12 protein-coding genes are annotated in these 14,213 nt (G+C 63.2%); 1 reads left to right on the top strand and 11 read right to left on the bottom strand.

Annotation, left to right across the window (positions count from 1 at the left end):
• Position 1: 1 nt before the first annotated feature.
• From RBH19_RS03250 to RBH19_RS03230, 5 genes are all read right to left on the bottom strand, one after another.
• Positions 2-949 (bottom strand): sodium-dependent bicarbonate transport family permease, encoded by a 948-nt coding sequence (locus tag RBH19_RS03250; RefSeq protein ID WP_306727388.1) that lies wholly within the window; start codon positions 947-949, stop codon positions 2-4.
• Positions 950-1,571: 622 nt separating this feature from the next.
• A complete protein-coding gene (locus RBH19_RS03245; RefSeq protein ID WP_306727387.1) occupies positions 1,572-1,826 on the bottom strand; it encodes a hypothetical protein in 255 nt (84 codons plus the stop codon).
• 28 nt (positions 1,827-1,854) lie between these two features.
• Positions 1,855-2,211: a hypothetical protein gene (locus RBH19_RS03240; RefSeq protein ID WP_306727386.1), complete on the bottom strand. Its 357-nt coding sequence runs from the start codon at positions 2,209-2,211 to the stop codon at positions 1,855-1,857.
• Between the two features lie 146 nt (positions 2,212-2,357).
• Positions 2,358-5,429, bottom strand: coding sequence for an error-prone DNA polymerase (locus RBH19_RS03235; protein WP_306727385.1), 3,072 nt, complete (start codon positions 5,427-5,429; stop codon positions 2,358-2,360).
• Positions 5,430-6,343: 914 nt separating this feature from the next.
• On the bottom strand, positions 6,344-6,649 hold the full coding sequence (locus RBH19_RS03230) for a GIY-YIG nuclease family protein (protein WP_306727384.1): 306 nt from the start codon (positions 6,647-6,649) through the stop codon (positions 6,344-6,346).
• 82 nt (positions 6,650-6,731) lie between these two features.
• Between RBH19_RS03230 and RBH19_RS03225 the strand changes: the two genes are divergently transcribed.
• Positions 6,732-7,175 carry an FxsA family protein gene (locus tag RBH19_RS03225; protein ID WP_306727383.1) on the top strand — a complete coding sequence of 148 codons (444 nt, stop codon included), beginning with the start codon at positions 6,732-6,734 and terminating at the stop codon, positions 7,173-7,175.
• Here the strand turns inward: RBH19_RS03225 and RBH19_RS03220 are convergent, their stop codons facing one another.
• The 6 genes from RBH19_RS03220 to RBH19_RS03195 all read right to left on the bottom strand — a co-directional run bounded on the left by RBH19_RS03220 (position 7,176) and on the right by RBH19_RS03195 (position 14,144).
• Positions 7,176-8,063, bottom strand: coding sequence for an alpha/beta hydrolase (locus tag RBH19_RS03220; RefSeq protein ID WP_306727382.1), 888 nt, complete (start codon positions 8,061-8,063; stop codon positions 7,176-7,178).
• A gap of 37 nt (positions 8,064-8,100) precedes the next feature.
• Positions 8,101-9,621 carry a Y-family DNA polymerase gene (locus tag RBH19_RS03215; RefSeq protein WP_306727381.1) on the bottom strand — a complete coding sequence of 507 codons (1,521 nt, stop codon included), beginning with the start codon at positions 9,619-9,621 and terminating at the stop codon, positions 8,101-8,103.
• Between the two features lie 36 nt (positions 9,622-9,657).
• The gene (imuA, locus tag RBH19_RS03210) at positions 9,658-10,269 is read right to left on the bottom strand and encodes a translesion DNA synthesis-associated protein ImuA (RefSeq protein ID WP_306727380.1); all 612 of its coding nucleotides are present in this window, start codon (positions 10,267-10,269) and stop codon (positions 9,658-9,660) included.
• Positions 10,270-10,465: 196 nt separating this feature from the next.
• The gene (gene lexA / locus RBH19_RS03205) at positions 10,466-11,074 is read right to left on the bottom strand and encodes a transcriptional repressor LexA (protein ID WP_306727379.1); all 609 of its coding nucleotides are present in this window, start codon (positions 11,072-11,074) and stop codon (positions 10,466-10,468) included.
• 164 nt (positions 11,075-11,238) lie between these two features.
• Positions 11,239-12,618 (bottom strand): sigma-54-dependent transcriptional regulator, encoded by a 1,380-nt coding sequence (locus RBH19_RS03200; protein ID WP_306727378.1) that lies wholly within the window; start codon positions 12,616-12,618, stop codon positions 11,239-11,241.
• On the bottom strand, positions 12,615-14,144 hold the full coding sequence (locus tag RBH19_RS03195; protein ID WP_306727377.1) for a sensor histidine kinase: 1,530 nt from the start codon (positions 14,142-14,144) through the stop codon (positions 12,615-12,617). Before RBH19_RS03195 ends, RBH19_RS03200 begins: the two co-directional genes overlap by 4 nt.
• Between the last annotated feature and the right edge of the window lie 69 nt (positions 14,145-14,213).

Genomic DNA, 14,213 nt, shown 5'->3' with positions numbered 1-14,213 from the left:
GTCAGCCTCCGGAACCCGGATAGAAAAGCGAAAGAATGTAGTGATACAGGGGGATTCCAACGATGACATTGAAGGGGAAGGTCAATGCCAGGGAGGCAGTGAGCGACAAGCTCGGATTAGCCTCCGGAACGGATAAACGCATGGCCGCAGGGGCCGCGATGTAAGAGGCGCTGGCACTCAGGGTAACAAGAAGAACCGCCCCACCCAGGCTGAGCCCCAGCATCCAGGCAAAGAGAGTACCAACCGCGGCGCCGACCAGAGGAAACACCAGACCGAAGGCGGCAATGAACAGCCCGTGTTCACGCAGGGCACCAGCCCGGCTGGCAGCCACGAGACCCATCTCCAGCAGGAACAGCGCAAGCACACCCCGGAAGGCGTCGAAGAACAGCGGTTCCAGGGGCTGCATGGCCGCAGGCCCAGCCAGTAGGCCGATGAAAAGCCCTCCCAACAACAGGACCACACCCTTGCCAAGGAATACCTCCCGGGAGAGACCGGCCCATCCCATGGCCGGGCGCAGGCCCCGAACCAGTACGACCCCCAGCAGAATAGCGGGTACCTCAAGCACCACCACCCAAGCAGCGGCATGGGCCTCGAAGGGAATGCCCTGATGTTCCAGATAGGCCATGGCAACGGCAAAGGTACCCACACTGACTGAACCGTAATGGGCGGCGATGGAGGCAGCATCCGCGCGGGGCAACTTACGCGACAGACGCAGCATGGCAAAGGCAATCAGTCCGAGAATCACCCCCTTGATGGCGATCACACCGAGACCGGGCAGGATGCTCAGCAGGTCGCTGTCCGCCAGCTCCACGCCCCCCTTCAGACCAATGGAAAGCAGCAGCAGAACCGTGAGGAGCTCGTATACGGCCTTGGGCAGGTGAAGATCCGCTTTCACGGCACCCGCCAGGATCCCAAGAATGAAAAACAGAATGATCGGATCAATTCCCATTACATCTCCCCTGCACACACAGGGATATTACCATGCCAAATGAACGGCACGAATCAAGCTGGGAGTGTCGCTCACGCCTTGTAACAGACGCCATGAAAAAGGCGCCCTTGAAGGGCGCCCCGGTGGTCTGGTTGCAAAGTTGAGCCGAATACGGAACCCCTTGCTATCTATCAACGGTTACGTTGGCGGGGGGTCTGTCCCCGATCTTTGTTCCGAGATGCCGCCTCCCGCCTGGCCTCGATTTCAGCCTGCCTGGCTTCGCGTTCAGCAGCTGACTGCTTGATCTTCTGCTCAGCCTCCGGAGACAAGACAGGGATATCTTCAGGCTCCGGCGGCTTCTTCGCCCATACGGGGGCCACGAACATCAAGGACATCACGATCACAGCCATCAAGCGTGCCGCATTTCTTACCATGACCAACCTCCAGGGCAGTGCCCGATCTTGATACGGTCAATGGTCGAATGATCGCAGGGAATCTGTCGCAATACCAGCCCCCCGACGGCCATCCGGCAACAGTCACTCACATGCCGCTGCCATGAAAATGGATGGCCCGGTGGGCTCATGCAGTTACCCGGGCCGGAGTCAGCCTCAGCTCGCGAGCCTGACTCCAACCCGGGAAGCGCTCAATCCGAGTCCGATTTCTGCTCGGCCTTACCGCTCCGCTCAAGGGACTGACGAGTGTCATGGGGGTCGTTGACACGCTGTGACTCAGGTGCCTTCTCGATAATCACCCCATACAGCATGACCTTGCCCTTTTCACCAACCGCAGGGGCGGTATCGGTAATCGGATGCACCGGGGTCTCCTGGGCGGAAACCAAACCGGCCACCATCAAAGTACCGGCTGCAGTCAACACCGCCATCTTGTGCATGATTTTCATAATGTATTCTCCTCGACTCACAAACGTCTCAGTCCACCAATGTCCAGGTACTGGATGAATCACAGGGCATGGCCACATCCCAGCGTTGCCAGAAGCCGCTGCCACTGTCCTCCGCACGCATGTCATGATTCTGTCCACAATTGCGGACTTCATGGTCGAAGCTGCCGCCTGGGGAAATCACACTGCTCCCGAGCACATCACTCCCCCAGTAATCGTCCGTGACCGGTGAAACGTAGAGGTACCAGACGGTGTGGGAGCTGTTGTTCTGAACCGTCAGCGTATGGGAGGAACCACCGTCATCGTCGTCATCGCCAAGACAACCGGTCAAGGCCAACCCCAGCAGCAAAAGCGGGAGCAGAAGCAACCACGGATATCGTTTTGTCATAACCAGAGCCCTCATGTTTTATGTCAAACACACCCAAGACGGGGCGGAGTTCGCTCCGCTTGAGGAAAAGCTTATGGGAATAAACCAGAAACCACCTCACCCAAATGGGTGAAGAAAAGCTGTCCTGATGGAAAAGCCGACGAACGTCAGCGAAAATCCCGTGAGCGGTGCATGAGGCGTCCAAGCAGATGGCCCCAGTCCTCCAGGTGGCGGGCAATGACATGCTGGACACCATGCTCCCGCTGTACCGTGCCGACCACCATGAGCAGGCGGGCATTGAGCACCACGGGGCGATACTGTTCCGCCAGCCGGCGCCAGCAGATGAGGTTGATGTTGCCCGTTTCATCTTCCAGGGTCATGAAGGTCACCCCCCGGGCACTGCCCGGGCGCTGGCGATTGATCACCAGCCCGCCGGTCAATACCGGACTGTCGGCGGGGCATTGCCAGAGGTCGGCCGCGGTCTGCCAGCCTTCCAGGCGATCCCGCAGCAGGGCCAGGGGGTGCCGCCCGAGACTCAGGCCCAGGCGCCCGTAATCGGCCAGCAGGTCCTCCCCTTCACGGGGTTTTCTCAGCATGGGTTCCGCTTCCGCCACGGCACCTGAGGCAAACAGGGGGGTGGGCGCTTCAATGCCGGCCGCTGCCCAGCGGGCCCGGTGACGGTGACCGGCCAGTGAAGCCAGAGCCCCGGCATCCGCCAGGGCATCCACCGCCCGCCGATCCAGCCCGGCCCGGTGCCGGAGCTCATCCACACTGCCGATCGCACCGTCCACGGCCGTCATGACCCTTGCCACCCTTTCCCCCACCTCCCGGGCCAGGCCCTTGATCCGGTTGAGGCCCAGTCGCAGGGCCGGGGCACCGTCTTCATCGGGTTCCAGGGTGCATTCCCACTGACTGTGACGCACATCCACCGGATACACCGTCACGCCGTGCTCCCGGGCATCACGGACCAGCTGGGCCGGGGCGTAGAACCCCATGGGCTGGCTGTTGAGCAGCGCCGCACAGAAGGCAGCCGGTTCATGGCACTTGAGCCAGGCCGAGACGTACACCAGCAGGGCAAAGCTGGCGGAATGGGATTCGGGAAAACCGTATTCGCCAAAACCCTGAATCTGCTTGAAGACCCGGCGGGCAAAATCCTCGCTGTAACCCCGTTCGCGCATGCCGTTGATGAGACGATCCTCGAAATGCCCCAGGCCACCGCGCTTCTTCCAGGCGGCCATGGAGCGTCGCAGCTGGTCGGCCTCCCCGGGGCTGAAACCGGCGGCCACGATGGCCAGCTGCATGACCTGCTCCTGGAAGATGGGAACCCCCAGCGTGCGCTCCAGCACGGCCTTCACTTCCGGGCTGGGGTAGTCCACCGGCTCTTCGCCACAGCGTCGACTGAGGTAAGGGTGCACCATGTCGCCCTGGATGGGGCCCGGGCGCACAATGGCCACCTCGATGACCAGATCGTAGAAGGTGCGAGGCCGCAAGCGGGGCAGCATGGCCATCTGGGCGCGGGACTCGATCTGGAAGACGCCCATGGTGTCCGCCCGGCAGAGCATGTCATAGACCCGGCCGTCCTCGGCCGGGATATCGGCCAGCTCCCAGTGATGACCGGACCATTGCCCGATCAGTGCAAAGCAGCGGCGAATGGCCGTGAGCATGCCCAGGGCCAGAATATCCACCTTGAGCAGCCCCAGCGCTTCCAGATCATCCTTGTCCCACTGGATCACGGTGCGATCCGACATGGCCGCATTCTCCACCGGCACCAGTTCATGCAGCGGCCCGTCGGAAATGACGAAGCCGCCCACATGCTGGGACAGATGCCGGGGAAAGCCGATCAGGGTGTTGACCAGCACCATCAGTCGACGAATCACCGGATTGTCCGGGTCTTCCCCGGCTTCCTGCAGTCTTTCCCGCCGGGCCTTGAGACCATCCCACCACTGGAAGGCAGAGGCCAGACGATCCAGCCGGGCCGAATCCAGCCCCAGCGCCCGCCCCACATCGCGCACGGCGGAACGCGGGCGATAGGCAATCACCGTGGCCGCCAGCGCGGCACGGGCCCGCCCATACTTGCCGTAGATGTACTGGATGACTTCTTCGCGGCGTTCGTGTTCGAAATCCACGTCGATATCCGGTGGCTCACCTCGTTCCTTCGAGATGAAGCGTTCGAACAGCACGTTCATGCGCGCCGGGTCCACCTCGGTGATGCCGAGACAGAAACAGACCACGGAATTGGCGGCCGACCCCCGCCCCTGGCAGAGAATGCCGCGGGAGCGGGCAAAGGCGACGACATCATCCACGGTGAGAAAGAAAGGTTCATAGGCCATTTCATGAATGAGCTGGAGTTCACGCACGATCTGGCGCTTCAGGCGAAACGCCACGCCCCGGGGCCAGCGCCGCTGCATGCCCGACAGTACACGCTTGCGCAGGTAACTGGCTGCTGTTTCGCCCTCAGGCACCAGCTCGGCCGGATACTCGTAACGCAGTTCCGCCAGGCTGAAGGCGCAGCGCCGGACGATGCGCACGGTCTCTTCCATCAGAGCGGCGGGATAAAGGCGGGCCAGGCGACTCAGGGGGCGCAGATGCCGCTCGCCACTGGGAAAGAGGGCCAGGCCGGCATCGGCCAGGGGAACACGATGACGCAGGGCCGTCAGGGTATCCTGCAGGGTCCGGCGTTCCCGCAGGTGCATGTGCACATCCCCCGCCGCCACGCAGGGCACACCGCTGGACTCTCCCAGCGCCATGAGGGCATCACATCGCCGACGATCATCCCCCTCCGCCAGCAGCTCCACGGTGATCCACAGGCGGTCGTGAAAATGCTGTCGCAGCCAGGCCAGTTCGCCCTCTTCCGCTGTCTGCCCGGGCAGCCACAGGATGAGGCAGCCCGCCAGGCCGTTCTCCATCACATCCTTGCGCGTGAGGTGGTAACTGCCCTTCCCTGCCGCCCGCCGGCCGGTGGTGATCAGGGCACACAGCCGGGCCCAGGCCCGACGGTCACTGACCAGGGCGACGAAACGCAGACCGTCGTCGAGACGGAATTCACTGCCATGAATCAGGGGCAGACCCTGCTGCCGGGCTGCCTGGTGGGCCCGCACTGCACCGGCCACCGAGCACTCGTCGGTGATGGCCAGAGCCCGATACCCCAGCTCCGCCGCACGCGCTACCAGTTCCCCGGCGTGGGAGGCCCCGCGCAGGAAGCTGAAGTTGCTCAGGCAATGGAGTTCGGCGTAGGGCATGGGGCAGTACCCGGCTTATAGGGACTGTATAAAAACACAGTATTGCTGTTGATCGCAAGATATCTGGGGTGGTGTTTTCGGGGTGGATGGCTTCCGTCGGCGTTGGGCCCTTTGGTCTTGGTGATGGGGTATGGCTTCGATGAGGTTTGGACCCTTCTAAGTCGGTGACGGGGGGCGTTCCGGTCCTGTATCGGGTGGGCTTGCTCAGGGACGCCGTAAATCCATCCCTGGAGGCTCTGGTCGCGACATCCATGTCGCTCACAGCCCTGAGCAAGCCCACCCGATACAGGACCTCCTCTAGGAGGGTGTCACCTCGCTGGTGCCAACCGAGGGTTGTGTTCAGGCGGCAGTGCACGCGGCTTTGAGGAACGGCTCTTCAAGTTAAAGCCTGAACGTTGCTTTCCGCAGGCACGGCAAAGGTGACACCACCCAACATTAGGCCTGGGGTCAGTCGGGGGCTTTGCAGGGCTGTGAGCGACAGGACGTCGCGACCAGAGCCTCCAGGGATTAGGCCCCTACCTTCGCCCCCAACGAACCCGCGTTCACAGTGAGATTCGTCGCTCCAAGGCGCAGTGCGCAGCACAGTAGTTCGACTACGGGCAAGCACTGCAACACCGGAGCGGCGGATCTCACTGTGAACCCGGAGGGACCGCACGTATTTCGTCTCTCGCTTTGTTGCGCCTCGCTTATGTAGCACAGCGGCTACACCACGCTCGGCGCGCCGCACGAGAGACGAAATACGTGCGGTCGCGGGTTCGTTGGGGGCGAAGGTAGGGGCCCTCACGGCGTCCCTGCAAAGCCCCCGACTGACCCCAGGCCGAGACGCCCCGTTACCGTCGCCGAAGGGTCCAGCGCCTATCCGAAGCCAAACCCTCCACCGATCTGGAAAGATTCACACCCCCATCGAAGCCCCCTCAACCAAGACCAAGCCGCGCCAACAACGCGACACGCCCCAAATCCGCCTCAACGACGGCCAGCTTCTCCGGACGTCGCAGGCGCCGCAGACGGGCCTCGGCACGCAAGGCCTCGCTACGATCATTGAGCGCGATCTGATAGACGAGCTCGATTCGCCCGGCGCCGCGAGTGAAGCGGGCGCCACGGGATTGGCCCTGTCGGTGCTCGGACAGACGCCGGTCCACGTCGGTGGTAACGCCGGTATACAGGCGACCGTCGCAATCGAGAAGATAAAGCCACCAGACTGATTGCCGGGAAGGTTCCATGAAAAGCCTTGAACTCCTGTAGAAGCGCCACCAGTGTATAGAAACTTTGAATCAATCCATTCTGCCCATCGTGAGGTCTGCCTTGCCTTTCATCCTTCTGCTGCTGTTTGTCGGGGTTCCCCTGTTTGAACTCTATATTCTCATCCAGGTGGGCCAGTCCCTGGGCGCCCTGCCCACGATCCTGCTGTGTGTGCTCACGGCAGTGCTGGGGGCTGGGCTGATCCGCCTGCAGGGCCTGGGCACGCTGATGCGTGCACGGCGCAACATGGAGCAGGGCATGGCGCCGGCACTGGAGATGCTGGAAGGTGTTGCCCTGGCACTGGCCGGCCTGCTGCTGCTGACACCGGGTTTTGCCACGGATCTGTTCGGCTTTCTGCTCCTGCTGCCGCCCCTGCGGCGGACGCTCATCCGCCGCAGTCTGGCGCGCATGAACGTCACCGTGGGGCCGGCCTGGCAGCAACACCGGGGGCAAAGCGGTGACAAAGGCCGGCGCACCCTCGAAGGCGATTACGAACGCCGCGACTGATCAGGGCCCGGCCAGTTCCCGAAGCAGGAAGGCCTCCAGCTCCATCATGGCCACTCGGCGGAAGATGAAACCACTGAAGTGACCACGACAGCACTGGTAGTGAAGTTCGCTCGGCACCCCCTTTTCCTGGAGCCGGGCGTGAAACTGTTCCGAATGCTCCGGGGAAACAATGCGATCCCGGGTGGCATGGAACAGGAAGAAAGGCGGCAGACCATTGTCGTGGACATGCACCAGCGGTGAGGCCTGAGCGTAAGTCTCCGGCATTTCCGCCCGGGTACCACCAAGAAAATCCACCACTAAGCGCCCATCCTCCCAGAGACGCAGATCGCTGGGACTTCCGCCCAGTACCACCGCCGCCGGGCGGGTGCGCGGCCCGCCCCATTGCTGGTCCAGCTCCCCGCCCTGCCCGGCCACTACGGTCAGCAGGCTGACCAGGTGGCCGCCGGAGGAAAAGCCGAAGGCAGCGATACGGTTCGGATTAATGTCGAGCTCATCCGCCTGCTCGTGGAGCCAGTGCATGGCCAGCTGCAGGTCATGGAGCTGTGCCGGAAAGCGATGCGCCGGGGCAAAACGATAATCCACGTTGACGGTGACAAGCCCCTGGCGGGCCAGGCGGCGGGCAATGCCCTCCATGCTGCCGGGTGAGCCCCGCTGCCAACCGCCCCCATGCACCAGAAGGACGGCCGGGTGCGGGCCCTGGGTGCGGGGAATCCGAACGCGGGCTTCCAGTGCCTGTGGCCAGTGCGGGGGTGTATAGACCTGGGGTTCAAGCGTATCGAAGGCAACGAGATCGAGAGGGCGCCGATCACCGATATGGCCCTGGTAGCTGGCGCAGGCGCCCATGCAGAGCAATATCAGAACCAGAAACAGTCGATTGTGGGGCTTCAAGCATCGTCTCCCTGTCTGTCGTTTTCTGCTGGCCTGGTCAGGCAAACAGGCCATGCAGAAACCAGCGTTTCAATCGGCGGTCACGAAACACCCAGGCTTCATGCCCCTGCGCATCCATGACCCGATAATAGTCTCTCTGAATGTCCCTGCCTTCCCACCAGCCGGTTTCAATGCGTTCCGGCCCGGCGAGGGGCCGGAAACACTCGGGCCTGGACAGAGGCCTTGGCCGAGGCAGCAACCAGAGAGGGCGATCAGGGCGCGCATAGTCACTGGCTTCCGGTCCTGGCTCGGCAACCCGCCAGCTGGCTTCCGGCCGGTGTTCGGGGAAACTGGCCATGGCAAAGACCCGCTCCGGGCCCAGGCGCGTACGCAGGCGCTCCAGCAGACGCTGCTCGCGGCCGGCATCCGCCACCCCGGGAAACAGGGCATGGCTGGCCACCTGCCGGGCCCGCAGGGGGGCGGTCACGATCTCCACTACCAGCACCGGCTCCGGGAAACGAATGCTTTCCAGGCGAATCTCCAGCAGCGTTGACAGTTCATCCACCGTGGCCACGGCGGCGAGCAGCTGTATCTCCACCACCGTGGTCGGAGCCCGATGATGATGAAAGCGACACTGCAGCCAGGCGATCTGGCTGTCGTGGCGCCGAAGAAAACGCAGCAGCGATTCCAGCTGACGCCTCAGAAATCGAAGCAGAAAGGAACGCTTGTCCGATTCCCGGGGCAGCTCATCCCGGGCATGGAAACGTATGGCCCCCCGCCAGCAGGGCCGTGGATCGGGTACACGTCCCAGTGCCCGGTCCAGGGAATGACACAAGGCCGGCCCCCAACGACGGCTGAGCCCGGCCCGGGGCAGACGAAAGAGATCCTCCATCCGGCGCAGGCCCATGCCGCTGAGCTGCGCCAAGGGCTCAGGCGGCAGTTGCATGCAGGCAAGGGGCAGCGTACCCAGACGAGCGGACAATTCGGACAGGGAGGTCACCTCCGAAGCCGGAGCCGCACGACACAGCCACTCCGCGGCCAGTGGCGTGGGAGCAACCGCCCAGTGGCAGCGATGCCCCCTCTCACGCAGACGCTGCAGCAACTGTTCACGCAGGATATCCAGACCCCCAAAGAGCCGCAGGCTGCCGCGCACTTCCAGCAGCAGCCCCTCCCCCGGCAACAGACTGACCCGGTCACTGAAGGCCATGGCCGCATCCGCCGCCGCATACAGGCAGTCCCGCTCCATGACCGGCTTTCGCCGCAAGAGGCAGGGAAGGTCCACGCAGGCCAGGGCCGCCGACAGGCGCATGCCAATCCGAACACCGGCGGAGCAGGCCTGATGGTCCGCGGCCACCACACGGGCCGAACCGCCCTCCCCGTCCACGACAAGACAGGGCTGCGCTTGCGAAGGCTCAAGGGCCTCCAGGATCAGATCGGGAAAGTGCAGACACAGCCAGAGCAACGGTGGCCGGCGCCGGAGCGGACGCGGCGTCGGGCGAGCCAGGGACAGAGCCGGCAGCGTCTTGGCTCGCGCTGCATCTGTTCCGGGGTCCAGTTCGGGAAACAGGGGCAGGGTCATTGCCAGTACACTCCGCCAATGGCCGGCGCGACGGCTCTACAGCGGCAGCGAGATGCGCTGCCCGACCGCCGCTCCACGCGACTTGATCAACTCGACCCCCAATCCTTCCGGCTGGCCACTCAGGGCCAGCCGCAGGGCCGCCGGCGATCGCTGAATGGCCATGGCCCCCGGACGAAACAGGAAGGCCAGGCTCCGGGTGGATTCCGCGGCCAGCTGAAGACGCCGGACATGACGACCTGAAAGCTGTCGAGGCCAGCCCAGCACGGCGCCACAGGCACCGGAGCGCAGGCCCTGCTCCAGTGTCCAGACCTGTTCTTCCACGCCTTCGGGGCGGGTAATCACGCAACGATGGGGCGCCAACCCGTGCGCTCTCAGGGCCGGCGCATAGGGCAGATAAGGCGGTGAAACCCAGAGCAGCCACTGCCCCTGCCGTTGGCATTCGCACAAGGCCGGCAGCAAAAGGCGCAGCTCGCCTATGCCCTGCTCATCGCCCAGCAGTTCCACCAGCGCCCCCCGGGGCCAACCGCCGCCAGGCAGCAGGGCATCCAGGGCGGCAAAACCGGTCGCCTGGCTTGGCGTCAGCGATGCCCCGCCCCGCCGCGGCCGAAAGACCCGCGGATCCCGCAACAGCTCATCCAGCCCCGACACGCTACATCCCCGAAAAGAGATCACCGGCTGGAAGCACGGGTGGGCTCCCGACTGTGCGATTCCGCGTCTGTGGGCTGCTGATCCAAGGCGCAGCACGCCGCACAGTAGCAGCGCTACGGGCAAGTGCTGCAACGCAGGAGCTGCAGTCCACAGACGCGGAAGCGTGCAGCCGGGAGTCCACCCGTGCTTCCCTACCTCACTGAATACGCCCGTTGCGGATGACGCCTACCACCACGCCTTCCAGCACCAGGCTCTGGGTTGCCAGGTCCACCTCGATGGGCTCGAATTCCTCGTTCTCCGGCAGCAGCCAGATCTGGCGCCCCCGCTGACGGAAACGCTTCACGGTGACTTCATCATCCAGGCGGGCGACCACGATCTGGCCGTTGCGCACATCCGTGGCCCGGTGCACGGCCACCAGGTCACCCTCGAAGATGCCGGCATCCTTCATGCTCATGCCCTTCACCTGCAGCAGGTAATGGGCACGGGGCTGAAAGACTTCCGGATCCATCCGATAGCGGGTCTCCACATGCTCTTCGGCGAGAATGGGGGTACCGGCCGCGACCCGCCCGACCACGGGCAGCCCCGGTTCTTCCTCTTCCACCAGACGAATGCCCCGGGAAGAGCCCGGCGAGAGCTCGATCACGCCCTTGCGCGCCAGGGCCCGCAGATGGGTTTCCGCCGCATTGGCCGAGCTGAAGCCGAGATGTTCGGCAATCTCGGCCCGGGTCGGCGGCCGGCCGGTATTCTCGATCACCTGGCGGATCAGCTCGAGTACCTCCGCCTGACGTGCTGTCAATTCGCTCATTGCCCACCTCCGGGACTGTATATTCCGACAGTTACTGTCAGTATATACAGTAATTCGGAGAGGGCAAGGGGAGAAGGGGTTGTCTCGTAGTCGTAATCGGCCTTTAGCCAGGGTGCGAGAAAGCCGATTACGATTACGACTACGATTACGGGCCGGAATGACCCTCAATCCAGTTTGCGGTACAGGGTCTGGCGACTGACGCCCAGGATGCCTGCCGCGCGGCGCTTGTTGCCGTCCACCTGACTCAGGACGTGCTCGATATAGCGCCGCTCGAGTTCTTCCAGGGTGGGCAGGGCCTGGCCGGTACTGAGCTTCTCCATCAGACCCGCGCGGACGCCCTGCCCTTCGGCCCCGCCGGTATTGCGGTGATTGCGCAGACGGGTCGGAAGATGTTCGCGCTGGACAGTATCGCCCCGGCAGAAGGTGACCGCCCGCTCGATGGCGTTCTGCAGCTCACGTACATTGCCCGGAAAGGGATAGGCCTGAAGGCTTTCCAGGGCTTCATCGGAAAACCCGTTGATCTGGCGCCCCTGTTCCAGACTGAAACGGCGCATGAAACGAATGGCCAGCATCTCCAGGTCCCGTTCCCGATCCCGCAGCGGCGGCACATGCAGGGAGAAGGTTTCCATGCGATAGAAAAGATCCTCGCGGAAGTCTCCGTCGGCCACCCCTTGCTCCAGATCACGGTTGGTGGCCGCCACAATACGAACATCCACATTGATGTCTGCCTCGCCACCCACCGGCCGGATGACACCTTCCTGCAAGACCCGCAACAGCTTGGCCTGCAGATTCATGGGCATTTCACCGATCTCGTCCAGCAGCAGGGTGCCACCATCGGCACGCGCAAAGATCCCCTCGTGTTTCTTGACGGCACCGGTAAAGGCGCCGGCCATGTGGCCGAAAAACTCGCTTTCCAGCAGATCCGCAGGAATGCCGGCGCAGTTCACGGCCAGAAAGGGACCATCACGGCGATCACTTTCCTGGTGAATGGCCCGCGCCACCAGCTCCTTGCCGGTGCCGCTCTCACCCACGACAAGCACCGGGCCACTGGCCACGGCAACACTCTGAATCTCTTCATAGAGCTGCCGCATAGCCGGGCTTTCACCCACCATGCCGTGAAAGTCATCGCCACTGAATACTTCACGGAAACGCTGGACTTCGGTGCGCAGGCGACGGTTCTCCAATACCCGCTGGGTACTCAGGAGTAGATGGTCGATATCGATGGGCTTGGTCAGGAACTCGTCGGCACCGGCCTTGAGTGCCTCCACCGCCTGCTCGATGCTGCCGAAAGCGGTCAGGATCACGAAGGCGGGAGGCACGGAGACACTACGGGCCTCCCGTAACAGGTTCATGCCATCAGCGCCGGGCAGGCGAAGATCACTCAGCACCAGTGCCGGATTCCACTCCTTGAGCACCGGTACGGCTTTCTCGGCCGTATCCACGCACTGCACATCATGCCCGGCTTCGCTCAACTCCTCGTCCATCAGACGCGACAATGAGGGGTCGTCTTCGACCACCAGAATACGTTCCGGGGCATCACTCATGCCTTTTCCTCGGTCTGTTCGGTTTCAGTGTCGTCATTGACCGGCAACTCGGGGGATTCAAAGGGCAGCCAGAAACGGAAACAGGCCCCGCCGAGCGGACTGTCTTCCACGGTAATCCAGCCACGATGCTCACTGATGATGCCATGCGCCACGGCCAGGCCCAGGCCCGTCCCTTCCCCCACGGTCTTGGTGGTAAAGAAGGGTTCGAACAGGCGGGTTCGATCCGCGGATGCCACCCCCTCACCATCATCATGAACCTGGAACTCCACACCGTTCGCGTGGCTCATCCAATTCAATTCCATCCGCTTCACGCCATTGGCCTGTATGCCATTGCGCAGGAGATTGACCAGCACCTGCTCGATACGAATGGGGTCCACCACCAGTTCGGGCGCGGGCTCCTCCCCGGATACCGCCAACTTCACGGATCGCTCGACGGCCAGCTCCTGAACCTGCCCCCGGGCCGTACTCGCCAGCTGGGCACTGGAGACTGAACGCCGCTCCCGACTCGAGGCACGACCGAAGTCCAGCAGCTGCCGGACGATATGGCTCATGCGCTGCACTTCGCCCCGAATATCCTCCAGGTTGCCGCGGGCCGATTGATCGATTCCATCCAGTTTCAATACCCGGCGGGCACGGCCATCCACTACTGACAGTGGCGCACCCAGCTCATGGGCAATCCCGGCGGCCAGGCGACCGATGGCGGCCAGTTTCTCGGAATGACGCAAGCGCTCTTCCAGTTCCAGCTGGGTATTTCGCCGCTGCTGAATTTCCTGCTCGGCCTGCTCGATGGCGTCCAGCATGGTATTGAGGGCCGTGGCCAGCTGCGACAATTCCCGCGGGCCGTCTGGTTCGGCGCGCACACCGCGCTGACCCCGTTCAATGCGGGCCATGGTGTCACTCAAACGGCCGAGATGATGCCCGACGGCTCGGTGGTGACCAAACAGCACCAGAAGAATCACCAGCAAGGTGCCGCCGGCCAGCCCCAGAGCCATTTGTTGCTGGATCTGTTGCAGATGCTCCTCGAAATCGCTGGCGCGGCGGGTTACCTGCAGCCAGCCGATGATCTGGCCGGTTGCTTCATCCGTAAGGGCAACGTAATGGGAATAGACGTCGCGACCGTCAATCTCCTCATACTGCCCGGTTTCGTCCTCTCCGGTCACGGTGATGTCCTGGACGATTTCAGGTTCCTGGCGAGGCCGGACGGCGCCCACCGCGGCAATCTGTGCCCCTTCAGCGTCATAGACATAGGCCCCGTAGACCTGATCCAGCTGAAAGACCGATTCCAGTGCCTGGTGAACGGAGCCACGGCGATCACGTTCCATGCTGTAACTGACCGGCAGCTGAATCGCCTGGGCGATCAGTTCGATATCCTGTTGCATGCGCTGCTCCGCCCGCTGCTCGATGGTGGCCAGCACCACCGTCATGGTCAGCAGCACGGCCAGCAGCAGGGGAAACACGATTCCCAGCAGCAGGCGCACACGAAGGCTGAGTCCGAAATGTCGCGGGAAGCGTGAAAGCAGCTTCATGGGAGCATCCAAATTGTCGCAGGACGTGTCATGTCCAATATTGTGACACCCAAAACAAACCCATGCAAA

The organism is Natronospira bacteriovora (assembly GCF_030848495.1).
In the GTDB taxonomy this organism is placed as follows: Bacteria; Pseudomonadota; Gammaproteobacteria; order Natronospirales; family Natronospiraceae; genus Natronospira; species Natronospira bacteriovora.
The sequence above is the reverse complement of the archived record's forward strand: the minus strand, read 5'-3'. Positions and strand labels throughout refer to the sequence as shown.

Coding starts and splice junctions, on each gene's coding strand:
- RBH19_RS03230 (WP_306727384.1), bottom strand. CDS start 6,649: ATGGAACCTTCCCGGCAATCAGTCTGGTGGCTTTATCTTCTCGATTGC.
- RBH19_RS03195 (WP_306727377.1), bottom strand. CDS start 14,144: ATGAAGCTGCTTTCACGCTTCCCGCGACATTTCGGACTCAGCCTTCGT.
- RBH19_RS03200 (WP_306727378.1), bottom strand. CDS start 12,618: ATGAGTGATGCCCCGGAACGTATTCTGGTGGTCGAAGACGACCCCTCA.
- RBH19_RS03250 (WP_306727388.1), bottom strand. CDS start 949: ATGGGAATTGATCCGATCATTCTGTTTTTCATTCTTGGGATCCTGGCG.
- RBH19_RS03240 (WP_306727386.1), bottom strand. CDS start 2,211: ATGACAAAACGATATCCGTGGTTGCTTCTGCTCCCGCTTTTGCTGCTG.
- RBH19_RS03215 (WP_306727381.1), bottom strand. CDS start 9,621: ATGACCCTGCCCCTGTTTCCCGAACTGGACCCCGGAACAGATGCAGCG.
- lexA (WP_306727379.1), bottom strand. CDS start 11,074: ATGAGCGAATTGACAGCACGTCAGGCGGAGGTACTCGAGCTGATCCGC.
- RBH19_RS03235 (WP_306727385.1), bottom strand. CDS start 5,429: ATGCCCTACGCCGAACTCCATTGCCTGAGCAACTTCAGCTTCCTGCGC.
- RBH19_RS03245 (WP_306727387.1), bottom strand. CDS start 1,826: ATGAAAATCATGCACAAGATGGCGGTGTTGACTGCAGCCGGTACTTTG.